General features: G+C 62.7%; 18 protein-coding genes. 9 read left to right on the top strand and 9 right to left on the bottom strand.

Annotation, left to right across the window (positions count from 1 at the left end; translation table 11 throughout):
* Positions 1–25 precede the first annotated feature (25 nt).
* Positions 26–2,131, bottom strand: a complete 2,106-nt coding sequence (locus C2U37_RS03645; RefSeq protein WP_104451843.1) for a methyl-accepting chemotaxis protein — start codon at positions 2,129–2,131, stop codon at positions 26–28.
* A 142-nt stretch (positions 2,132–2,273) separates the two neighbouring features.
* On the opposite strand from C2U37_RS03645, the gene nadA reads away from it, so the two are divergent.
* On the top strand, positions 2,274–3,347 hold the full coding sequence (nadA, locus tag C2U37_RS03640) for a quinolinate synthase NadA (RefSeq protein ID WP_052816503.1): 1,074 nt from the start codon (positions 2,274–2,276) through the stop codon (positions 3,345–3,347).
* A gap of 71 nt (positions 3,348–3,418) precedes the next feature.
* On the opposite strand, the gene C2U37_RS03635 is transcribed toward nadA, so the two are convergent.
* On the bottom strand, positions 3,419–4,279 hold the full coding sequence (locus C2U37_RS03635) for a D-hexose-6-phosphate mutarotase (protein ID WP_104451842.1): 861 nt from the start codon (positions 4,277–4,279) through the stop codon (positions 3,419–3,421).
* A gap of 155 nt (positions 4,280–4,434) precedes the next feature.
* On the opposite strand from C2U37_RS03635, the gene C2U37_RS03630 reads away from it, so the two are divergent.
* Positions 4,435–5,763, top strand: a complete 1,329-nt coding sequence (locus C2U37_RS03630) for an IS4 family transposase (RefSeq protein WP_010676218.1) — start codon at positions 4,435–4,437, stop codon at positions 5,761–5,763.
* 59 nt (positions 5,764–5,822) lie between these two features.
* On the opposite strand, the gene gap is transcribed toward C2U37_RS03630, so the two are convergent.
* Positions 5,823–6,818 carry a type I glyceraldehyde-3-phosphate dehydrogenase gene (gene gap / locus C2U37_RS03625; protein ID WP_010672882.1) on the bottom strand — a complete coding sequence of 332 codons (996 nt, stop codon included), beginning with the start codon at positions 6,816–6,818 and terminating at the stop codon, positions 5,823–5,825.
* A 346-nt stretch (positions 6,819–7,164) separates the two neighbouring features.
* Here gap and malQ point away from each other — a divergent pair, with 346 nt between their 5' ends.
* The 4 genes from malQ to msrB all read left to right on the top strand — a co-directional run bounded on the left by malQ (position 7,165) and on the right by msrB (position 14,195).
* Positions 7,165–9,354 (top strand): 4-alpha-glucanotransferase, encoded by a 2,190-nt coding sequence (gene malQ, locus C2U37_RS03620; RefSeq protein WP_104451841.1) that lies wholly within the window; start codon positions 7,165–7,167, stop codon positions 9,352–9,354.
* Positions 9,355–9,436: 82 nt separating this feature from the next.
* Entirely contained in the window at positions 9,437–11,614 is a 2,178-nt protein-coding gene (gene glgB / locus C2U37_RS03615; RefSeq protein WP_104451840.1) for a 1,4-alpha-glucan branching protein GlgB, read from the top strand.
* On the top strand, positions 11,614–13,752 hold the full coding sequence (gene glgX, locus C2U37_RS03610) for a glycogen debranching protein GlgX (protein ID WP_104451839.1): 2,139 nt from the start codon (positions 11,614–11,616) through the stop codon (positions 13,750–13,752). The genes glgB and glgX overlap by 1 nt, the downstream gene beginning before the upstream one ends.
* A gap of 56 nt (positions 13,753–13,808) precedes the next feature.
* On the top strand, positions 13,809–14,195 hold the full coding sequence (gene msrB / locus C2U37_RS03605; RefSeq protein WP_010672886.1) for a peptide-methionine (R)-S-oxide reductase MsrB: 387 nt from the start codon (positions 13,809–13,811) through the stop codon (positions 14,193–14,195).
* Positions 14,196–14,265: 70 nt separating this feature from the next.
* Here msrB and C2U37_RS03600 read toward each other — a convergent pair whose 3' ends face one another.
* From C2U37_RS03600 to C2U37_RS03585, 4 genes are all read right to left on the bottom strand, one after another.
* Positions 14,266–15,135, bottom strand: coding sequence for an AraC family transcriptional regulator (locus C2U37_RS03600; protein ID WP_104451838.1), 870 nt, complete (start codon positions 15,133–15,135; stop codon positions 14,266–14,268).
* 137 nt (positions 15,136–15,272) lie between these two features.
* Complete coding sequence (gene chrA / locus C2U37_RS03595; protein WP_104451837.1) at positions 15,273–16,415, bottom strand: chromate efflux transporter; 1,143 nt, start codon at positions 16,413–16,415, stop codon at positions 15,273–15,275.
* 173 nt (positions 16,416–16,588) lie between these two features.
* Positions 16,589–17,029 (bottom strand): nucleotide triphosphate diphosphatase NUDT15, encoded by a 441-nt coding sequence (locus C2U37_RS03590; RefSeq protein WP_039039391.1) that lies wholly within the window; start codon positions 17,027–17,029, stop codon positions 16,589–16,591.
* A 178-nt stretch (positions 17,030–17,207) separates the two neighbouring features.
* Entirely contained in the window at positions 17,208–18,212 is a 1,005-nt protein-coding gene (locus tag C2U37_RS03585; RefSeq protein ID WP_104451836.1) for an NADP-dependent oxidoreductase, read from the bottom strand.
* Positions 18,213–18,388: 176 nt separating this feature from the next.
* On the opposite strand from C2U37_RS03585, the gene C2U37_RS03580 reads away from it, so the two are divergent.
* The 3 genes from C2U37_RS03580 (at position 18,389) to C2U37_RS03570 (ending at position 19,546) form a co-directional block, all read left to right on the top strand.
* The gene (locus tag C2U37_RS03580; protein ID WP_029313694.1) at positions 18,389–18,814 is read left to right on the top strand and encodes a MarR family winged helix-turn-helix transcriptional regulator; all 426 of its coding nucleotides are present in this window, start codon (positions 18,389–18,391) and stop codon (positions 18,812–18,814) included.
* Between the two features lie 35 nt (positions 18,815–18,849).
* Positions 18,850–19,080, top strand: a complete 231-nt coding sequence (locus tag C2U37_RS03575) for a hypothetical protein (RefSeq protein ID WP_029313696.1) — start codon at positions 18,850–18,852, stop codon at positions 19,078–19,080.
* 148 nt (positions 19,081–19,228) lie between these two features.
* Complete coding sequence (locus C2U37_RS03570; RefSeq protein WP_041211026.1) at positions 19,229–19,546, top strand: hypothetical protein; 318 nt, start codon at positions 19,229–19,231, stop codon at positions 19,544–19,546.
* A 135-nt stretch (positions 19,547–19,681) separates the two neighbouring features.
* On the opposite strand, the gene C2U37_RS03565 is transcribed toward C2U37_RS03570, so the two are convergent.
* Positions 19,682–20,158: an Lrp/AsnC family transcriptional regulator gene (locus C2U37_RS03565; RefSeq protein WP_010672894.1), complete on the bottom strand. Its 477-nt coding sequence runs from the start codon at positions 20,156–20,158 to the stop codon at positions 19,682–19,684.
* 309 nt (positions 20,159–20,467) lie between these two features.
* Complete coding sequence (locus tag C2U37_RS03560; protein WP_041214535.1) at positions 20,468–21,091, bottom strand: helix-turn-helix transcriptional regulator; 624 nt, start codon at positions 21,089–21,091, stop codon at positions 20,468–20,470.
* Between the last annotated feature and the right edge of the window lie 130 nt (positions 21,092–21,221).

Raw genomic sequence — 21,221 nt, 5'->3', positions numbered from 1 at the left:
CGGGCTTTTTCGTTTCCGTCTCCCATCAGGTTCGCAGTCGATCCAGCTCGCTTGCCAGGGTGGTGGCTGCCTGTTCCAGTGCCTCGCTCAGGCGCTGGCTGGCATTGGCCTCTTGTCCCAGGGTGGTGGCGGCGTCGCCGATGCGCATCAGGTTCTGGTTGATGGTGTCGCTCACGGCACTCTGCTGCTCGGCGGCGGTCGCCACCTGGCTGATGTGATCATGGATCTGCTGGATCTGGGTGACCACCTGATTGAGTGCCTCGAAGGCCTGCTCCGTGCCTTCAACCGTGCTCACCGAGCGGGCGATCCCCGTGCTCATCAACTGCTGGCTGCTGGTGACCTCGGTTTGCAGGCTGCCGATGAGCTGCCCTATCTCGTCGGTGGATGAGCGGGTCTTGTTGGCCAGCGCCCTCACCTCGTCCGCCACGACGGCAAACCCCCTGCCCATGTCGCCGGCCCGCGCCGCCTCGATGGCTGCGTTGAGGGCCAGCAGGTTGGTCTGTTCGGCAATGGCCCGGATCACATCGAGAATATGGCTGATATTGGTGCTGCGCTGGGCGACCTGGGCGACCGCCTTGTCGGCCTGATGCATGTCCTCGACCAGGGTATGGATCTCGCTGCGGGCCCTGCTCAATGTCTGCTGGGCCGTGCTGACATGGTGGGTCGCCGCTTCCGACTCCTGCGCCGCCTGTTCCGCATAGCCCGCCACACTGACTGCCGTGGTGCTCATCTCGTGCATGGCGCTGACCACGCTCTCCAGCTCCAGGCTCTGATCATCCAGGCTGCTGCGCATGGCATCGGCCGTCTGTTTCATGCCCCTGGCCTGCTGATGCACCTGTTGCCCTATCTGCTTGCTGCCCTGCACCATGGCCCTCAGCTTGCCGAGGAAGGCATTGAGATGCCTGCCCAGCTCGATGAGCTCCTGGTGGGTGTCGATACGCATCTGCTGGGTCAGGTCGCCTTCATTGCTGGCGAGGTGGGAGACGTGGCGGCTGATGAGGGAGAGGGGCGCCGTGATGGTCTGGATGAACCAGACAAGCAGGCCCAGGGCCACCAGGGTGATGACAACGATGGCAACCAGCTGCTGCTGCTGGGTAGCCTGCAACAGGCTGCCGAGCTGCTGGCTGATGGTGTTGGCCTGGCTGAGGGCGAGGGCCTTGGGCACCTTGATCATCAGCCACCACTGGTTGTCGGCGGCCTCGATCCGTATGGGCTGCTGCAGGATGAAATCGCTGTCGGTATCGGCGGGGTGTCCATTCGGGGCAACCAGTCCAGCCTCTGTCAGGGGGCGACCCAGTTTGTCCGAATGGCGGTTGCTGCCGACGATGAAGCCCGTCTTGCTGACCAGGGTGACCTCGGCCTGGTTGTCATAGAGGCTCTTGCCAAGGTGCTCGGCCAGTTGCTGAAAGATGGGCAGGTTCATGTCGACCCCGGTGATCCCGGCAAACTTGCCATCCTTGAGGACGGGCACCGTCAGGCTGGTCATCAGCATCTTCTGGCCAGGGCTTATCTCGTAGAGGTAGGGTTCCATCAGGCAGGGGCGACGAGTCTCGCGACCGCAGAGATACCACTCGCTGTTGCGAATGCCGAATTCATTGCGCGAGGTGTCGAACTTGGCGTCACTGGTGTCGGCATCTATGGTCTGCTGCGCGATGTTTCCGTTCTGTTCCCGGGTGAAGTAGACCTCGAGACTGCCCTTGCCGACAACCGAATGGCTGGCGCCTGTCTGCCAGTCGGCGTCCTGTCCGTCGTAACCGTTGGGTTCGAACTGGGCGTAGATGGAGCTGATCCCGTTTGCCTGGCGCAGGCGGCTGCCAAGCAGCAGCTCCACTTGTGGGCGACTCAGCCGCTGGTCCGGCTGGGCCATGCTTCCTTCAAGCTGCGCCGCCATGCCGAGCGGTATCTGATAGGCCTGCTGCAACTGGTCTTCGATCTGTACGGCATACCGCTCTGCCTGGAATTGCAGGGAACGGGAAACCTCCTGCTCCAGGGCGCCACGGGTCTGCGCCATGATGTCATCACGCAGGCCGTTCAGCGAGGAGGACTGTAGCCATGTCATGGCGACGCCACTGGCGAGAAAAAGTCCCAGCGTGAGCAATAACAACTTGGTCTTGAGCGAACGTTGTTTCATTCGACAACTCCTTTTGGCAAGAATGACAACGATATGGTCGGAGCGGGTCCTGACAGTTGTACTGTACTGGATTTGTTGATGGGTTTGTGCACGGCTTCTGGTTATAATTTTGGCCTTCCCGAGCGTTGATGGAACAGTCGCAATGAGCAATGCACTGAGCAGTATTCCGCCGGTAGTCGAGATGGACTACCCCTTCCCGGCCAAACCACAGCCCCTGACTCCCGAGCAGAAGGCGACCCTGATCGCCGAGATCAAGGTGCTGCTCGAGGCGCGCCAGGCCGTGCTGGTTGCCCATTACTACACGGATCCCGAGATCCAGGCCCTGGCAGAAGCCACCGGTGGCTTCGTGGGTGACTCCCTGGAGATGGCCCGCTTCGGTCGCGACCATGCGGCCCAGACCCTGATCGTGGCCGGTGTGCGCTTCATGGGAGAGACCTCCAAGATCCTGAGCCCCCACAAGCGGGTGCTGATGCCGACGCTGGAGGCCGAGTGCTCCCTCGATCTGGGTTGTCCCATCGACCAGTTCTCCGCCTTCTGCGATGCCCACCCCGATCACATCGTGGTGGTCTATGCCAATACCTCGGCAGCGGTGAAAGCACGTGCCGACTGGGTGGTCACCTCCAGCATTGCGCTGGAGATCGTCGAACATCTGGACAGTCAGGGTCACAAGATCATCTGGGGCCCGGACAGACACCTCGGCGCCTACATCGAGAAGAAGACCGGCGCCGAGATGCTGCGCTGGCAGGGGCACTGCATCGTGCACGACGAGTTCAAGGCCAAGGCGCTGCGCGAGCTCAAGGCCCAGAACCCGGATGCCGCCGTGCTGGTGCACCCGGAGTCTCCGGCCTCCGTCATCGAGCTGGCGGATGCGGTGGGGTCCACCAGCCAGCTCATCAAGGCCGCCAAAGAGCTGCCCCAGCAGAAACTGATCGTGGCGACCGATCGCGGCATCTTCTACAAGATGCAGCAGGCATGCCCGGAGAAAGAGATGGTGGAGGCACCCACCGGTGGTGATGGTGCCACCTGCCGCAGCTGCGCCCACTGCCCCTGGATGGCGATGAACGGCCTGGTGGCCATCAAGGAAGCCCTGACCGACGGTGCAGAGCGTCACGAGATCCATGTGGATGAGGCACTGCGTCTCAAAGCGCTTGTCCCGCTCGATCGCATGCTGGATTTCGCCGCCGAGCTCAAGCTCAAGACCCAGGGCAACGCCTGACTGACTCTGATGGCAAGATGCAAAGAGGGCTCCCGCGGGAGCCCTCTTTAATTTATCCGTCAGCCGTATCGTCAGATGATGACGGTGGAGAAGCTGTGCTCCTCGTCGGGCGCGACGGTGATCCCGTCCTCGGCAGTGATGGCCGCCTCGACACAGAGCATGGTGCGATAACCCTCGTCACTCATGTCGGCCATGGCGCTGGCCCCTTCCTGCCAGGGGGTCCAGACCACCACGCTGTCGTGGTTGCCGCTGACCACCCGGGTGGTGCGCTCACCATCCTGCACGCTGACCATGGCATCGGGCTGGCGGTAGATGCGATCCATGGCTGCGGTGACGGTCAGCGCTCCCTGTTGCAGTTCGTTTCGGCCGGTCAGCTTGTCCAGATAGGGTTCGCCGAGGCCGGTCACGGTTACCGCTTCCGGCGCACTGATCTGCAGGTAGGTGTGCAGGGCGGCATTGTAGGTGAGCGCTGACTTGCCGGTGTTGCGGGTGGTCAGCACCAGGGAAAGCTCCTTGCCGACCAGTACGTCCAGCTCCAGCTCGAAGGCATGGGGCCAGAGCGTCCTGCTGGCATCGTTGTCACGCAGGGAGAGGTGGACGAGTGTGCCATCCCCGTGATCGGAGACCCCATCCAGCGTCCACAGGCAGTTGCGTGCGAAGCCATGAGCCGGCTTGCCGCTGCCAACGCGAGCGGGGGAGGGGCCGAACCAGGGCCAGCAGAGGGGAATGCCGCCGCGAATGGGCTTGCTGCCATCCAGTATCGCCTTGTCGCTGAGCCAGAGAGAGGCCGGCTCACCATGGCGTTGGTAACGCAGCACATGGGCGCCAAACAGGCTTATCTCGGCCCTGGCGTGCTCATTGTCTATGGTCAGCAGGGGCAGGCTATCCTGGCTCAGGGTGCAGTGGGCAGTCAGCGTACGTGTCGGTGTCATAAAGGCTCCAGTGCTCGGGGACATTCAGAAAGGGTCCGTGATTCAGAATACAAAAAGGCGGCCATTGGCCGTAATGCCGATCAGTTAAGGATCCATTGACCGATCCTCAGGCTGTGTAAGAATCCGAAACTCCTTGTTGGGTTTCGGATTTTTTTATGCGTATCGACCAAGCTCTCGACTTCATTCACGCCTGTCCTCCCGGAAAGTTTGAGTCCCTGTCTGACCTGCTGTCACCTGAACTGGTGCAGGCTTGCTTGGCCGAGACGGGCTCCGTCTCCTTGCGCCGACGGCGCATGCCCATGGAGCGGGTGCTATGGGCCATTATCGGGATGTCCTTGTTTCGTCATGTCCCTATGGCCCAGCTGGCCAACCAGCTCGATATCCTGTTACCCGGCGACCGGCCGTTTGTCGTCCCCAGCGCCTTCATCCAGGCGCGCCAAAAACTGGCTGACCAAGCCGTTCGACAGGTGTTCCAGCAGACCGCCACACTCTGGCATCAGCTGTGTCAGCACCCCACCTGGGCCGGCTTGCAGCTGCTGGCCGTGGACGGGGTGGTCTGGCGCACGCCCGATACTCCGGACAATGCCGGCGCCTTTGCCAAGTCGAAAACCGTCCAGGGGGAGACGCAATATCCCCAGGTCCGCATGTTGTGTCAGATGGAGCTGACCAGTCATCTGCTGACCCAGACAGTGATGGACTCCTGTGCGGTAAACGAGATGGTGTTGGCAGAGCAACTGATTGAAAAAACACCCGATAATAGCCTGACCCTGTTCGATAAGGGCTTCTACTCACTGGGGTTACTCCATGCCTGGCAACGCCAGGGCGTAGCGCGTCACTGGCTTATTCCGCTGAAAAAGGGGGCTCAATACGAGGTCATCCGCAAGCTGGGGCGGCAGGATGTGCTGGTACGCCTCAGAGCCAGTCCGCAGGCCAAGAAGAAGTGGAGCGAGTTGCCGGAGCAGTTCGAAGCCCGGCTGCTGACCCGGACGGTAAACGGCAAGGAGCGGCAGGTGCTGACCTCGCTCACCGACCCGCTGCGCTTCCCGGCCAGCGAGTTGATGGAGCTATACCAGAATCGCTGGGAAATCGAGCTGGGCTATCGGGAGATGAAACATAGCCTGCAACAGCACCGGCTGACGCTGCGCAGCAAGAAACCCGATGGAGTAAGGCAGGAGCTATGGGGCTTGGTATTGGCCTATAACCTACTGAGATATCAGATGGTTAGGATGGCGGCGAGCTTAAAGGGCTATACGGCCAGCCAGTTGAGCTTTCACATGGCATCGGTGTATCTGCTGCATGAACTCAGTTGCCTGCCGTTTGTGTCACCGGGCATGGTTCCAGGGCGTGTCGCTGAGTTGGACAAACAGGCAGAGCAGTTCAAGTTACCCGCCCGCCGAGAACGAAGTTACCCAAGGTGCATCAAAGCCAAACCACAGAAGTATGCGACGAGAAAACCTAGTAAAAACAATGCCAGTCAGGCTTAACTGACTGGCATTAGGCCATTGGCCGCCTTTTTTCAAGCTACGCGATTGCGCATCCCAAATTACTTGGAGATGTGAGCGATCAGGTCCAGAACCTTGCTGGAGTAGCCCATTTCGTTGTCGTACCAGGAGACGACTTTCACGAAGGTCTTGTTCAGCTGGATACCAGCCTTGGCATCGAACACGGAAGTCTGACGCTCACCCAGGAAGTCGGTGGAAACCACTTCGTCTTCGGTGTAGCCCAGCACGCCCTTCATGGCGCCTTCGGAGGCAGCCTTCATGGCCTGGCAGATTTCAGCGTAGGACGCTTCTTTCTTCAGGTTGACGGTCAGGTCAACAACGGACACGTCCGGAGTCGGAACGCGGAAGGCCATGCCGGTCAGCTTGCCGTTCAGTTCCGGAATGACCACGCCAACAGCCTTGGCAGCACCGGTAGAGGACGGGATGATGTTCTGAGCCGCACCGCGGCCACCGCGCCAGTCTTTGGCAGACGGACCATCAACGGTCTTCTGGGTAGCAGTGGTAGCGTGAACGGTGGTCATCAGGCCGGATTCGATACCGAAGGTATCGTTCAGAACCTTGGCGATGGGGGCCAGGCAGTTGGTGGTGCAGGAAGCGTTGGAAACGATGTCCTGGCCAGCGTAGGAATCCTGGTTGACGCCCATGACGAACATCGGGGTAGCGTCTTTGGACGGACCGGTCAGTACGACTTTCTTGGCACCGGCAGCGATGTGCTTGCGAGCGGTTTCGTCGGTCAGGAACAGACCGGTTGCTTCGGCAACAACGTCAACACCGATTTCGCCCCATTTCAGGTTGGCCGGGTCACGTTCAGCGGTAACACGTACGGTTTTGCCGTTGACGATCAGGTTGCCGTCTTTGACTTCAACAGTGCCCTTGAAGCGACCGTGAGTGGAGTCGTACTTCAGCATGTAAGCCATGTAGTCAACGTCGATCAGGTCGTTGATACCAACCACTTCGATGTCAGCACGCTCAGCGGCCAGACGGAAAACGAAACGACCGATACGGCCAAAACCGTTAATACCTACTTTGATAGTCATAATTGGTTACCTAACTGTTCAGTAGTCAAAGAAAATTCCGTTTGTAAATTTACTAGAACTCCCTCGCGAGTCAACCAACAATCTGCGCGAAATTGCGCTATATCATGAAAAACTGTGAAATTTATTTTCGGTTTATGTAACTGGCTACCAACTTTTGTTGAATGCATCATCAGCAAAGTCGGTGGCAGAGAACAACAATAGTGCCTGCCCGGTCACACATCCAGCCGGGGAGATATGTAAAAATGTGCGCGGTTTAGCATGGCCAAAGAGCCACTGTTCAAGTACCAACCATAAAAATTAATCACAAAATAGCGTAGACAGAATCCACAGCGGGAATTCTCAAACTATGACCACCCTGATTGAACAGCTGGCTGCCGCCAAAGGCATTGCCAGTGAGTATGTTGATGCCTGGGGCCAGCCGGCCCTGGTATCGGAAGAGAGCAAGGCCGCCATGCTGGGCGCCATGGGCTACCGCGTCGATGACGAGGCCGCCCTGTCCGAACAGCTTGAGCAGGAGCACCGCCAGCACTGGCTGCGCGCGCTGGATCCCGTGATGGTGGTACGCAGCGGCGATGCCGTTACTCTTGAGGTTCGCCTCCCCATCGAATTCGTCAACGATGCCCTCACCTGGCAGCTCCAGCAGGAGCAGGGTGCAGTGCTGTCCGGTCAACTCACTCCCATCGAGGGTGAGCTGGTCGGGGTGGCCGAGTTCGAGGAGATGGAGTGTCAGGCCTATCGCGTCACCCTGGATGTGCAGCCTGCGCTGGGTTATCACCAGCTCATCCTGCTGGAAGAGGGCAATGACGAGCCGCTGGCCACCATGCGTCTCATCGTCGCCCCCAAGTCCTGCTACAAGCAGGCGCCCATCGCCAATGGTCGCAAGGTGTGGGGCCCGAGCGTCCAGCTCTACTGCCTGCGCAGCCGCCACAACTGGGGCATCGGCGATTTCAGCGATCTCGGCCAGCTGGTTGAGAACGCAGCCGCCTGGGGAGCCCACTTCGTCGGTCTCAACCCCATTCATGCCCTCTATCCGGCCAACCCGGAGAGTGCCAGCCCCTACAGCCCCTCTTCCCGTCGCTGGCTCAACGTCGCCTATATCGATGTGGAAGCGGTGCCCGAATTCCTGGGCAACGATCGCCTGAAAGCGGAAGTGGCGAGCCCGGCCTTCCAGCAGCACCTCACCTCCCTGCGGGTCAAGGACAATGTGGATTACACCGGCGTCATCCAGACCAAGATCGGGATGCTGCGCCAGGTGTTCGACCAGACCAGCTTCAGCGCCGAGCGTCAGGCTGCGTTCGATGCCTTTGTGGCTGCCGGCGGTGACAGCCTGCAACAGCAGGCAGCGTTTGACGCCCTGCAGGCCCACTTCTATGCCAAAGGCGAGAATGCCTGGGGCTGGCCGGTCTGGCCCGAGGCGCTGCGCGATTACCACAACCCCGAAGTGGCGGCCTGGATGGCCGAGCACCAGCAGGATGTGGCCTTCTATCTCTATCTGCAGTTCCTGGCTGACGAGCAGCTGGCCCGGGCCGATGCCCGCGCCAAGGCCGCCGGCATGGTGATGGGGATCTACCGGGATCTGGCGGTCGGCGTCTCCGAAGGCTCCACCGAGATCTGGGCAAACCGGGATCTCTACTGCCCGAAAGCCTCGGTCGGTGCACCGCCCGACATCCTCGGCCCCCTCGGCCAGAACTGGGGCCTGCCCCCCATGAACCCGAACCAGCTGTTCGAGGCCGCCTACCAGCCCATGGTGGATCTGTTCCGTGCCAACATGCGCTCCTGCGGCGCCCTGCGCATCGACCACGTGATGGCCTTGCTGCGCCTGTGGTGGGTGCCGCCCGGAGAGTCGGCCGCCAAGGGGGCCTACATCTATTACCCGGTGAACGATCTGCTGGGGATCCTGGCCCTCGAGTCTCATCGCAACCAGTGCTTGCTGATCGGCGAGGATCTGGGGACCGTGCCGGAGGGGATCGACGTGACCCTGAAAGAGAACGGCGTCCACTCCTACAAGGTGTTCTTCTTCGAGCGCTCCAAGGACGATGGTGGCTTCATCTCCCCGGCGCACTACGCCGAGCAGGCGATGTCCGCCCTGACCACCCACGACATGCCGACCCTCAAAGGCTTCTGGCACTGCGACGATCTGGCGCTGGGACGCGAACTGGGCCTGTACCCGGATGAAGACGTACTCAAGACCCTGTATGCTGATCGCCACCAGGCCAAGCAGCGGATCCTTGACAGCCTGCATGCTCATGGGGTCATCTCTGGCAATATCAGTCAAGACGTGAACTGGGTCGGCATGAATACCGAGCTCAACCACGGTCTGCAACTGCACATGTCCCGTGGCAGCTGTGCCCTGTTCAGCACCCAGCTCGAAGACTGGCTGGAGATGGACAAGCCGGTCAACGTGCCGGGTACCAGCTACGAGTACCCCAACTGGCGTCGCAAGCTCTCCCGGGATCTGGAGGATATCTTCGCCGACGAGGCGCTCAAGAATCTGGCGGGCAAGATGAGCCGGGCCCGTGACGAGGCCAGCCGTTGAGCCTTGAACGCCAACATGTGACTCACTTTCATCCGCTTCGGCTTCGGCCGAAGCGGATGTTCAGCCATCAAAGGAAATGTCGATGCCCGTTGAACGTTTGGTTGCCGCCCGCTGTGCCGATCCCTTCTCCCATCTAGGCCTGCTGGCCAATCCGGATGGGCCAGGCCTGAAACTCACCGCCTGGTTGCCCGATGCACTCGAGGTCCGGGTCAGGGATCTCAAGTCAGGCAAGATAGTTGCCACCCTGACCGCCGCTGACGAAGCGGGCCTCTTTGAAACTGTTTTCACCCGCCGCAAGAATCCCTTCCCCTACCAGCTCATCGCGACCTACGCCGACGCCAGTGCCGACATCATCGACCCCTATCAGTTCCAGGCTGCCGCCTGGGAAGGGCTGGCGGAACTCACCTGGCAACCGGAAAACCTCTACCACACCCTCGGCGCCCAGTTGCGCACCGTGACGCACCTCGGCCAGCAGGTGGAAGGGGTACGCTTTGCCGTCTACGCGCCGAGCGCCACGGCGGTGAGCCTCATCGGCGATTTCAACTTCTGGGATGGCCGCCGTCACCCCATGCAGCGCAGCCAGTGCGGCCACTGGGTGCTGTTCGTGCCGGGGCTCAAGGCCGGGGATCGCTACAAGTTCGAACTCAAGGACCCGGCGGGCAATCGCCTGCCCCACAAGAGCGACCCGGTGGGCTTCTACTGCGAGCAGTACCCCTCGTTCGCCTCCGTGGTCTATGACCACGGTCAGTACCAGTGGCAGGACGCCGCCTGGCGCGAGAGTCAGCTCAATGACAAGCGCGAACAACCCCTTTCCATCTACGAGCTGCACGTGGGTTCCTGGAAGCGTCACTCCAACGGCGACAGCCTGAGCTGGCGCGAGCTGGCGGTGGAACTGGTGGATTACATCAAGGAGATGGAGTACACCCACATCGAGCTGCTGCCAGTCTCCGAGCACCCCTTCAGCGGCTCCTGGGGCTACCAGCCGGTGGGCATGTTCTCCCCCACCAGCCGCTACGGCACGGCTGATGATTTCAAATACTTCGTTGACCAGTGCCACCAGGCCGGCATCGGCATCATTCTGGATTGGGTGCCCGCCCACTTCCCGTCCGATGCCCACGGGCTGGCCCGCTTCGACGGCACCCCACTCTACGAGTACGAAGATCCGCGCCGTGGTTGGCACCCGGACTGGAACTCCTACATCTACGACTTCGGCCGCAACACAGTGCGCCAGTTCCTCGTGGCGAGCGCCCTGTTCTGGCTCGACAAGTTCCACATCGACGGCCTGCGGGTGGATGCAGTCGCCTCCATGCTCTATCTGGACTATTCGCGCAACGCCGGCGAGTGGGTACCGAACGTCGATGGCGGCAACCACAACTACGAGGCGATCAGCCTGCTCAAGTGGACCAACGAGGAGGTCTATCGCAAGTACCCCCACGCCATGACCATCGCCGAGGAGTCCACCGCCTTTGCCGGCGTCTCCCGCCCCACCTTCCTCGGTGGCCTGGGTTTTGGCTTCAAGTGGAATATGGGCTGGATGCACGACACCCTCAGCTACATGCAGAAAGAGCCGATCCACCGTCGCTACCACCACAACGACATGACCTTCTCCATGGTTTACCACTATGACGAGAACTTCATCCTGTCCCTCTCCCACGACGAGGTGGTACACGGCAAGCACTCCATGCTCTACAAGATGCCGGGGGACGAGTGGCAGCAGGCCGCCAACCTGCGCGCCTACATGGGGTTCATGTACGGCCACCCGGGCAAGAAGCTCAACTTCATGGGCACCGAAATCGCCCAGAGCAACGAGTGGAACCACGACGCCCAGCTGCCCTGGCACCTGCTGCAATATCCCAAGCACGGCGGCCAGCAGCGGTTGATCCACGATCTCAACCACCTCTACCGTCATGAACCTGCCTTGTATCAGGCGGACTATGAGCAGAACGGCTTCCGCTGGCTGGATCACAACGATGCCGACAACAGCATCTTTGCCTGGCTGCGGGCGGACAAAGAGGGCAAACAGGCCATCATGGTGACGTGCAACTTCACCCCGGTGCCGCGCATCGAATACCGGATTGGCGTACCGGCGGCGGGCCACTATCGGGTGGTGCTCAATACCGACAGCGAGTATTACTGGGGCAGCAACTATGATGTGGGTCTGGTCTTCGTCGCCGAGGCGACCCCCTGGCAGGGGATGGCACACAGCCTGGTGCTGGACTTGCCGCCGCTCGCGACCTTGTTCATCAAACAGGAGTCCTGATGTTTGAAATGGAAAACGGGGTAGATCACCCGCTTGGCGCCCGTCTGGACGAGACGGGCTGCCACTTCTGTGTCTGGGCTCCCCAATCGGACAAGGTGGAGCTCTGCCTGTTCGACGACGAGGAGCAGGAGCTGGCGCGTCTCCCCTTGCCCGGTCGGCGCGGCCAGTACTGGTTCGGCCACGTGCGCGGGGTCAAGGCTGGTCAGCGCTATGGCTACCGGGTGCATGGCTCTCCCCAGGAGGGGTTGCTGTTCGACCCGGACAAGCTGCTGATAGACCCCTATGCCAGGGCGCTCAGCCGTGCCACCCACTGGGACGATGCCCTCTACGAGGGGGACAGCGCGGCCATGGTGGGCAAGTCGGTGGTGGTGGACGATGCCTTCGACTGGCAGGGGGTCGGCAAGCCCGGCATCCCGCCGGAGCGGGTCGTGCTCTACGAGACCCACGTCAAGGGGTTCACCCGCCAGCACCCCGGCATCCCCAAGGCGTTGCAGGGCACCTATCTGGGCATCAGCCACCCGCTGATGATCGAGCACCTGCTCTCCCTGGGGGTCACCTCGGTGCAGCTGATGCCGGTGGCGGCCTTCATGTCCGAGCCCCGGCTCGAGCAACTGGGGCTCACCAACTACTGGGGCTACAACCCCATCGCCTTCTTCGCGCCCGAACCGCGCTACGGGGCGAAGGATGCGGTGACCGAGTTCAAGACCATGGTGCGCGAGCTGCACCGGGCGGGGCTCGAGGTGATCCTGGATGTGGTCTACAACCACACCGCGGAGTCGGGCTTCGACGGCCCCATGCTCTCCCTCAAGGGGTTTGACAACGCGGGCTATTACGCCTTCGAGTCGGGGGCCCACGGTCCGGATTACCATCGCCACGCCAACGTCACCGGCTGCGGCAACAGTGTCAATCTGGATCACCCCAACACCCTGCGGCTGGTGCTCGATGCCCTGCGCTACTGGGTCACCGAGATGCAGGTGGACGGTTTTCGCTTCGATCTGGCGGTCACCCTGGCGCGGGAGGCGGGGGAGTTCGATCCCATGAGCGCCTTCTTCAAGGCCATGATGGCGGATCCCGTGCTGGCGCGGGTCAGGCTCATCGCCGAACCCTGGGACATCGGCCCCTTCGGCTATCGTCTCGGCCAGTTTCCGAGCCAGTGGCTGGAGATCAACGATCGTTACCGCGACACGGTGCGCGCCTTCTGGCGCGGGGATGCGGGCAAGATGGGGGATTTTGCCACCCGTCTGGTGGGCTCGCGGGATCTCTTCCCGAAGAACTGGCGCTCCCCCCACACCAGCGTCAACTACCTCTGCTATCACGACGGCTTCACCCTCGAGGACCTGGTCTCCTACAACCAGCGCCACAACCAGGCCAACGGCGAGGACAACCGGGACGGCCACGGCAACAACCTCTCCAGCAACCACGGGGTGGAGGGGCCGACCCTGGACCCGCGCATCAACAACCTGCGCCAGCAGCAGAAGCGCAACCTCATCGCCACCCTGCTGCTGTCACAGGGGACGCCCCACTTTCTGGCCGGGGACGAGATGGGCCGCAGCCAGCTCGGCAACAACAACGCCTACTGTCAGGACAACCAGATAAGCTGGGTGAACTGGCAACTGCGCCCGGAGGACGAGCGGCTGCTCGCCTTCACCCGCCAGATGATGGCGCTGCGGGCGGAGTCCGGGGTCTTCTCCAACCTGCAACTGAGCGACGACGGCTGGAACGGCAAGGCGACCAGCTGTCACCAGGTGAACTGGTATCACCCGGACGGCCATCAGCTCACCGATCAGGACTGGCACGCCCCCATGGGGCAGGCGTTTGCCATGGACATCGGCATGATCGGCTGCACCGGGGAGCGCTGGTACGTGCTGTTCAACGCCAGCGACTATGACATCCAGTTCCGCCTGCCGCCGCCGGGGGAGGGCATGGAGTGGATCCAGACCATCGACACCGCCACCAACGACGGCCTGCCTTTCCTGCCGGACGACATCAAGCGGCAGGTGGCGGTGGGGCGTGCCCACTCCCTCAAGCTGCTGGAGCGGGTCGCCCTGCCGGCGGCGGTGCTGGCGAGTGAAGGGGTGGTGGCAGCGGATATTGTCGCCGTGTTGCCAACGGGATCACAGTTCCCGCTGGCGGGGTAGAGCCAGGCGCCCTGACTCGGTATGCTGGGCACCGTTATCAGTGGTGAGGAGCCGGAATGAGCAGTAACAACCCTGAACAGTGGCGCGACAAGCTGAGTGCAGAGCAGTTCCACGTCTGCTGGGAGAAAGGGACCGAGCGTCCTTACAGCGGTGCCCTGCTGCACAACCGCAAGAGCGGCGATTACCACTGCGTCTGCTGCAAGCAGGTGCTGTTCCACTCAGGAGCCAAGTTTGACGCGGGCTGCGGCTGGCCCTCGTTCGACCGGGCCATCGAGGGGACGGTGACCTACACCGAGGACAACAGCCACGGCATGAAGCGGGTGGAGATCACCTGCAGCCAGTGCGGCTCCCACCTCGGCCACGTCTTCCCCGACGGGCCGACCGAGACCGGCCAGCGCTACTGCGTCAACAGCCTGAGCCTGGATTTCGAGCCCGACGCCTGATCCCCGACACGACCAGCGGCGCCTCCCTTCGGAGGCGCCGCTTTTTTATCTCCCCCTGTCAGGTGCCGGGCTATGCCAGCGGCAGGTAGATGTCGGTGACCAGCTCATGGATGGGCACCTCGTGTACAAAGTTGTGGTAGTGGAAGAAGAGCGGAAAATCCCGCAGCTCTTCGCCGCTGGCGGGCAGCCAGTCGCGGTAGAGCGCTCGGGCACAGTCGGCCAGGAGGTCGTGGGAGCCGTGGTGGCGTACCACGGCGCAGCGCCCGGCCGGGATGAGGGCATTCATCACGCCCCACTCATTGTCCTCGGCGACGGGGGCCTCGACGCTGCCACAGAGGGTAAAGCGAAACGCCGCACCCTCCGTCGTGGCGGGGTCGTCCGGCGCCAGGCCATAGGTCCGGCTGGTGGCGACCGGGGAGCCGCCCGTGGCCTTGCGCCACTGGATGAAGCGCGCCGCGGTGTCGTTGATGCGCTCGGGCAGGCCCTGATGGGTCAGGGCGGCGACGGCGGTCTGCGGGAACTGGATGATGTCGACTCGCATGGGGTCAATCCTCTTTGTGGGGGGCCGTGGCAGGCAGCGATGCCAGCTGGCCCAGTCCGGGTGCAGCCTGAACTGGCTGGGCGTCAGGCCGAACGTCTGCTTGAAGGCGCGACTGAAAGATTCGCCATGCTGGAAGCCGGCATCGAGGGCGATATCAGTCACCTTGTCCAGAGGAGCGAATGCCAACCGGTAAGAGGCTCGCTTCAGCCGCAGCAGCTGGATGTAACGCCCCAGCGGCACGCCGCAGTAAGCGGCAAATTGCCGATGAAAGTGAAAGGGCGAGAAGTGCGCCACGGCGCTGAGCCGCTCCAGCGACAGGTCGTCGTCGAGATGGCGTTCGATGTGCTCTGTCACCGTTTGAAAGCGTCGGCGGTAGGCCTCTGTCTGGTTGTGATCCATGGTCTCTCCTCTGTGCTGCCCACTATCGGCCAACGGGCCCGAGCTGTCCTGACGGATCTTGCTCTCTTTGGTTCCCCTCGAGGAGAAGAGCCATGACCGACAGCCCGGCGGGCGCTGCCTGACTTGTCGCGGGTTCGTCAGGCCAGCAGCAGGGCCGCCCCCGTCAGCAGGGTGGCGAGGGGCAGAACGGGGAGCCGTGGCACCCGCAGCAGGTAGAAGCCGGCGGCGGCCAGCGCCAGATCGGTGGGGGAGAGCACGGCGCTCTGCCACACCGGCTGATAGAGGGCCGCCAGCAGCAGCCCCACCACGGCGGCGTTGATGCCGGCCACGGCCCCCGCCAGACGGGGGCGGGCCAGCCAGTGCTGCCAGCAGGGGCCCAGCGCCCAGAGCAGCAAGAAACCCGGCAGGAAGAGCGCCAGGGTCGCCAGCAGCGCTCCGATGAAGGGAGTGGCGGGCAGCAGCACGGCGCCCAGGTAGGTGGCCAGGGTGAACATGGGGCCGGGTACCAGCTGGGCCAGGCCGTAGCCGGTCAGGAACTGCTGCTCGCTCAGGTGGTGACCCAGGCTCTCCTGCAACAGGGGCAGCACCACGTGACCACCGCCAAACACCAGGCTGCCTGCCCGGTAAAAGTCGGCCAGCAACTGGCTGACGGGGCCGCTCGCCACCAGGGGCAGGCCGACGAACAGCAGGGCGAACAGCAGCAGGGTCGGCCAGTGAGGCTGGCGAGCAGGAGTGGACGCGAGGCCCTGACTCCCCGGATGCGGCTCGCGCAAGGCACAGAGGAGGGCCGCGCCGAGCAGCATGGCGACCTGGGTCAGAAGACCGGGGGCGCACCAGAGGGCGGCGGCGGTGGCCACCATGACCCCCTGTTGCAGCGCCGTCTTGCAGAACTGGCGGCTCATGGTGAGCACGGCATCCGCCACCACGACGAGCGCCAGCAGCTTGAGGCCGTGCAGGGCGGCGTCCAGCCAGAGGCTGCCCGCAAGCTGACCCAGACCGACGGCGGCCGCCAGCAACAGCAGGAAGGAGGGGAGGGTAAAGCCGACGAAGGCGGCCAGGGCGCCGCCGATGCCGGCGCGGTGGCGGCCGATGGCAAAGCCGAGCTGGCTGGAGGCCGGACCCGGCAGCAGTTGGCACAGGGCCAGCAACTGGGCGAACTCCGCCTGGTTCAGCCAGCCCAGCCGCTGGACAAAGGTGCGCTGAAAATAGCCGATATGGGCGGCCGGCCCGCCAACACTGATGCATCCCAGCCACAAGAACTGCATGAATACCTGTCCCATCTTCCCCTCCTCGTCATCATCCTGGCCCGGATAATATGACAAAAAAGTGACAGTTTGGTGACGGTACGCCCTCCCGCGCAGCCTGCCATCAACAGGGGCTGGCGGGGGGGCTGGTCGCCTCCGCCAGCTGACGAGAGGTGCCGGGATGACGCGCAGCAGCCTGCCGGTGAGGGTCAGGGGGCAGGTTGTGCCTGGGGCAGGTAGCATTGTCCCGCCAGCCAGCAGGCGATGGACTGGCGACTGGCATCGAAGTGAGGCTCGGGCAGAGTGTGCGGGTCGCACCAGATCCAGCCCTCGCATTTTTCCGGCTCCAGCAGTTGCGGCTCCCCGTCCACCTCTGCCAGCAGGGTGACCGAGATGTAGTGCAGGCCGCTCTCGCGCCAGGTCTCCAGGTTGTTGGTGACGGCGATGACGCGAGGCTGGCGGATGACGAAGCCGGTCTCCTCCGCCACCTCCCGGATGGCTGCCGACTCGAAGGTCTCCCCCAATTCCAGATGACCGCCAGCGATGGACCAGTAGGGGGCATGGCTGCCCTTGCGCTTGCCAAGCAGTACCTGGCCCTGGCCATTGGTGAGAATGACGCCGACACCGACGCGGGGATAGGGGGTAGACATAGGGGAGGCTCCTTGCTGAGACGGCGGGGTGCGCCAGGGAAAACGGGCCCACCTTAGGGGGGATGGGCCCGTTGCGCAAGCCACCTGTTCAAGGGCGATCGGATGCCTATTTTCCATCGCTTAAACGGATGGTTCTGGCGACATTCTATCTGTTAAATAGATGGGGAATGCCCCCGGATCAGGGCAGTTTGACCAGCATCTTGCCGGTATTGCGGCCCTGGAACAGTCCGATAAAGGCTTGCGGCATGCTGGCCAGCCCCTCGCTGACGGTCTCCTCGGCCTGGAGGGTGCCCGCCTCGAAGGCCGGCATGGCCTCTGCCAGGAACGCCCCGTAGTGCTGCCAGTGATCGGAGACCAGCAGCCCCTGCATGAGGATGCGCTTGCGGATCATCTGGGAGAGGTTGCGCGGGCCGCTGGCCTGGCCGTTGCTGTTGTACTGCTCGATGAGGCCGCACAGCACGATGCGCCCGTGCACCACCAGGTGGTTGAGGGCGGCATCCAGCATGGTGCCCCCCACGTTCTCGAAGTAGACGTGGATGCCCTCGGGGGCGAGGCGGGCCAGCTCGGCGTCGAGATCAGGGGTCTCCCGGTAGTTGATCACCGCATCGGCCCCCAGGGTCTTGAGGTAGGCGACCTTGTCGGCCGAGCCGGTGGAGCCGATGACCCTGGCTCCCGCCTGCTTGGCGAGCTGGACCACCATGGTGCCGACCGCCCCGGAGGCTGCCGAGACCAGCAGGGTTTCACCGGCCTTCAGGTGCGCCACCTTGTGCAGGCCCGCCCAGGCGGTCATGCCCGGCATGCCGAGGGCGCCGAGGAAGCGCTGGGGCGGCAGGGTGGTGTCGGGCAGGCGGGTGAGCTGGGCGGCGTTTGCCACGAAGGCATCCCGCCAGCCCAGCATGCTGCTCACCTTGTCCCCCACCTTGAAATCGGGATGGCGCGATGCCTGTACCGTGCCGATGGCTCCGCCGTCGAGGGGACCGTTGAGGGGGAAGGGGGGAACGTAGCTTTTTGCCTCGCTCATGCGGCCGCGCATGTAGGGGTCCACCGACAGCCACTGGTTGGCGACCTGCACCTCTCCCTCCTGCAGGGCGGGCAGGGGCACGTCCCGGAGGGCGAAGTCCTCCAGGGTGGGGAGACCGGTGGGGCGACGCAGCAGTTGGATTTGATGGCTGATGGCATTCATGGGCATTCTCCGGCAGTGGGGCCGCGCGTCGGGCGGCGGCCTGGTATTTTTGTTTGTGTGCAAACTAAAATCAGGGTAGTCCTGAACGCGGGGGCTGGCAACTGTTTTGTGTGCAAACTATTCAGCCCCGAAGTTGATGGGGTATACTGCCCCCCTTGTCGTCAGCGAGGTCCTCCATGAGCGAATTGAAAAAGCAGGTCTGTTTTGCCCTCTACAGCGCCTCCAATGCGGTGATGCGTGCCTATCGGCCGCTGCTGGACAAGCTGGATCTCACCTATACCCAGTACCTGGTGATGCTCTCGCTCTGGGCCCGGGACGAGGTCAGCCTCAAGGAGATAGGGCAGGAGACCGGACTGGATGCGGGCACCCTGACCCCCATCGTCAAGCGGCTGGAGAGCAAGGGGTGGCTGACCCGCACCGTCTCCCACGAGGATGAGCGGCAAAAGTGCATCAGTCTGACCGAGGCGGGACGCCAGTTGCAGCAGGAGGTCAGGGAGTGCTGTCTGGCGGACAGCTTGCGCAACCAGGTGGATCTGGCCGATGCTGAGTTGGCCCAGCTCAAGCAGCTTTGCGATCGCGTGGCGGCGCAGCTGGGGCGCTGATCCCTTTTCCCGTCAGGAGTGACCCGATGAAACCCATGCAATCCCTGCTGCCTCTGTTTGCCATCCTGCTGTGCGCCTGCGCCGATACCTCCTATCCCCGTTCCGAGCTGCAGATCGACGATGCCGATGCCTGGCAGGCCATCTGCAAGGACGGGGTCCGGGTGAGGGCGGTCACCGACGAGGGGATCTGTGCGGATCACCGCGGGGTGGCCATGTGGACAAATAAACCAAGGGCTGCACGGATGGCAGAAGAAGCGGCCAAGTAGTGTGACCTGTACGACATAAAATGACATGACCGGCCATGGGGCCGGTTTTTTTCGCGATCTTGCCAGCACTTTGGCACCTTGTTCATGGTGCACTCATTTTTCTCTTCCCATACTGGCCCTCAAGGTAGCAAACCAACAGGAGAGAGAGATGCAATCATCCATCGTCGGGCTCTCCATTCTGTGGGGGCTGGCCAGCTTTGGTGTTCAGGGGGATTTCATCGAGAGCCGTGATACCGCCTCCCCCTCCTGGCAGGCCGAGTCCAGAGTGGAGATGGAAGGGTACTTGATGGAGTCGTTGGGCGCCGATCGCTGGGTGTTCGACAACGGCAGCGAGAGCCTGGAAATCTCTCTGCCCAAAGGGCAGTGGGTGTCGACCGGTGAGCGGCTGCGGCTGCGCGGCGAACCCCTGCAGGAGCAGAGCGGCTGGTTGCTGCAGGTGCAGGACGTCAGCCAGGTCGAGGCATGACGAGGCGTCCACCACCTGGCGGCGCGATGGCGCCCGCGGGCTGTGTTGACCGCGAATGCCCTTGATAGCAGAGACAAGAAGAGGAGGCCCGGGCCTCCTCTTGCTTTTGGTGCTCCTCGGATGCGGGGTGGGTTGTCAGCCCAGGTGGTTGAGGGGCAGGGCGGTCTTGTGTTTGATGCGGCGCAGCACGAAGCTTGAACGCACCCCGGTCACGCCGGAGATGTGGGTCAGCTTGTCCAGCAGGAAGTGCTGGTAGTGCTCCATGTCCCGCACCACCACCTTGAGCTGGTAATCCGCATCGTTGCCGGTGATGAGGTCGCACTCCAGCACTTCGGGCAGATCCTTGACGGCGCGATCGAAGTTCTCGAACCGCTCCGGAGTGTGCCTGTCCATGGAAATGTGAATGTAGGCGGTGAGGGTCAGCCCCAGCTGGCGGGCATTGAGCAGGGTGACATGGGTATCGATGAGACCGGCATCCTCCAGCGCCTTGACCCGGCGCGAGCAGGGGGAGGGAGAGAGCCCGACCAGCTCGGCCAGCTCCAGGTTGCTGATGCGGCCATTTTCCTGCATCAGCTCCAGAATATGCCTGTCTATACGATCAAGTTTCAGCATTCTCCGTACCTCTTCGCAATTACTAATCCACTTTTCCTAGATTAAGGGTGAACTATTGCAAAAACAACTGAAAATACCTGCTACTTCACAACCACTCACCGCACCGCGGGGAGTACCATGGTTACATCTTCCGGTGGCAAGACAGGCGCCCGACCAGGCACCTGTGGTGAAGGACCTTACCGGGTCAAGAGCCCCATCAGCCGTTCGACCTTATCGGGAAACAACGGGCTGGAACGAGAGCACCCCCTCCCCGAAGGCAACAAAGCAGGCATCCCGGCGCCTGCTTTGTTGTTTTTGCGTTCCGCCCGCTCAGGGGCGGGGCGGCCGGATGCGATAGAGACAGCGGCTGTCCCCCTCCAGCAGATACTGCTCCCGCTCCACCTCGGCCGGCGCCAGCAACCGGCGAAACAGCGCCAGCTCGCTGCGGCAAAAGCCCCGACAGGCTCTGGCCGCACTGCAGATGGGGCAGTGACTCTCCCACCACAGCCAGCTGCCGTCCTCCTCCTGCGACATGTCCGCCATATACCCCTCCTGGGTGCGCAGCGCCTTGAGCGTCATCAGCCTGTCTGCCAGCGCCGGCTGGGTCAGCCTGGATTCATAGCGTGCCTGCATCTGCTGCTCCCGCCGCGTGATGAGCTGCTCCATGCCCGCGTCGCCAAACACCTGCCGGATATCGTCGATCAGCTGCAGGGTCAGATCGCCATGGGTGTCGGGGAAGCGTTGCCAGGCCTGGTCGGTGAGGTGCCACAGACGCACCGGGCGACCGCGGCCGCGGGCCTCGTCGCTAAACCCTACCCAGCCCTCGGACTCCAGGGCCATCAGGTGCTGGCGCGCGCCCATGGACGTCATCTGCAACTGGTCGCCGAGTTCGGCGGCGCTCTGGGGGCCGCGGGTTTTCAGCAGATAGAGGATCTTGTCGGTACTGGCGTTCATGGGGGCTCCGGTGGTGGGTATCGGTGCGGTGACCGCCTGGATGAGGTCATTATGGTTAGCAGGGAGATTTAAATCAACAATCTGCTTTACTTAATGGACGACCCCTCACAATATAAATAAACCGATAACT

The organism is Aeromonas sp. ASNIH1, assembly GCF_002934285.1.
Classification (GTDB): Bacteria; Pseudomonadota; Gammaproteobacteria; order Enterobacterales; family Aeromonadaceae; genus Aeromonas; species Aeromonas caviae.
The sequence above is the reverse complement of the archived record's forward strand: the minus strand, read 5'-3'. Positions and strand labels throughout refer to the sequence as shown.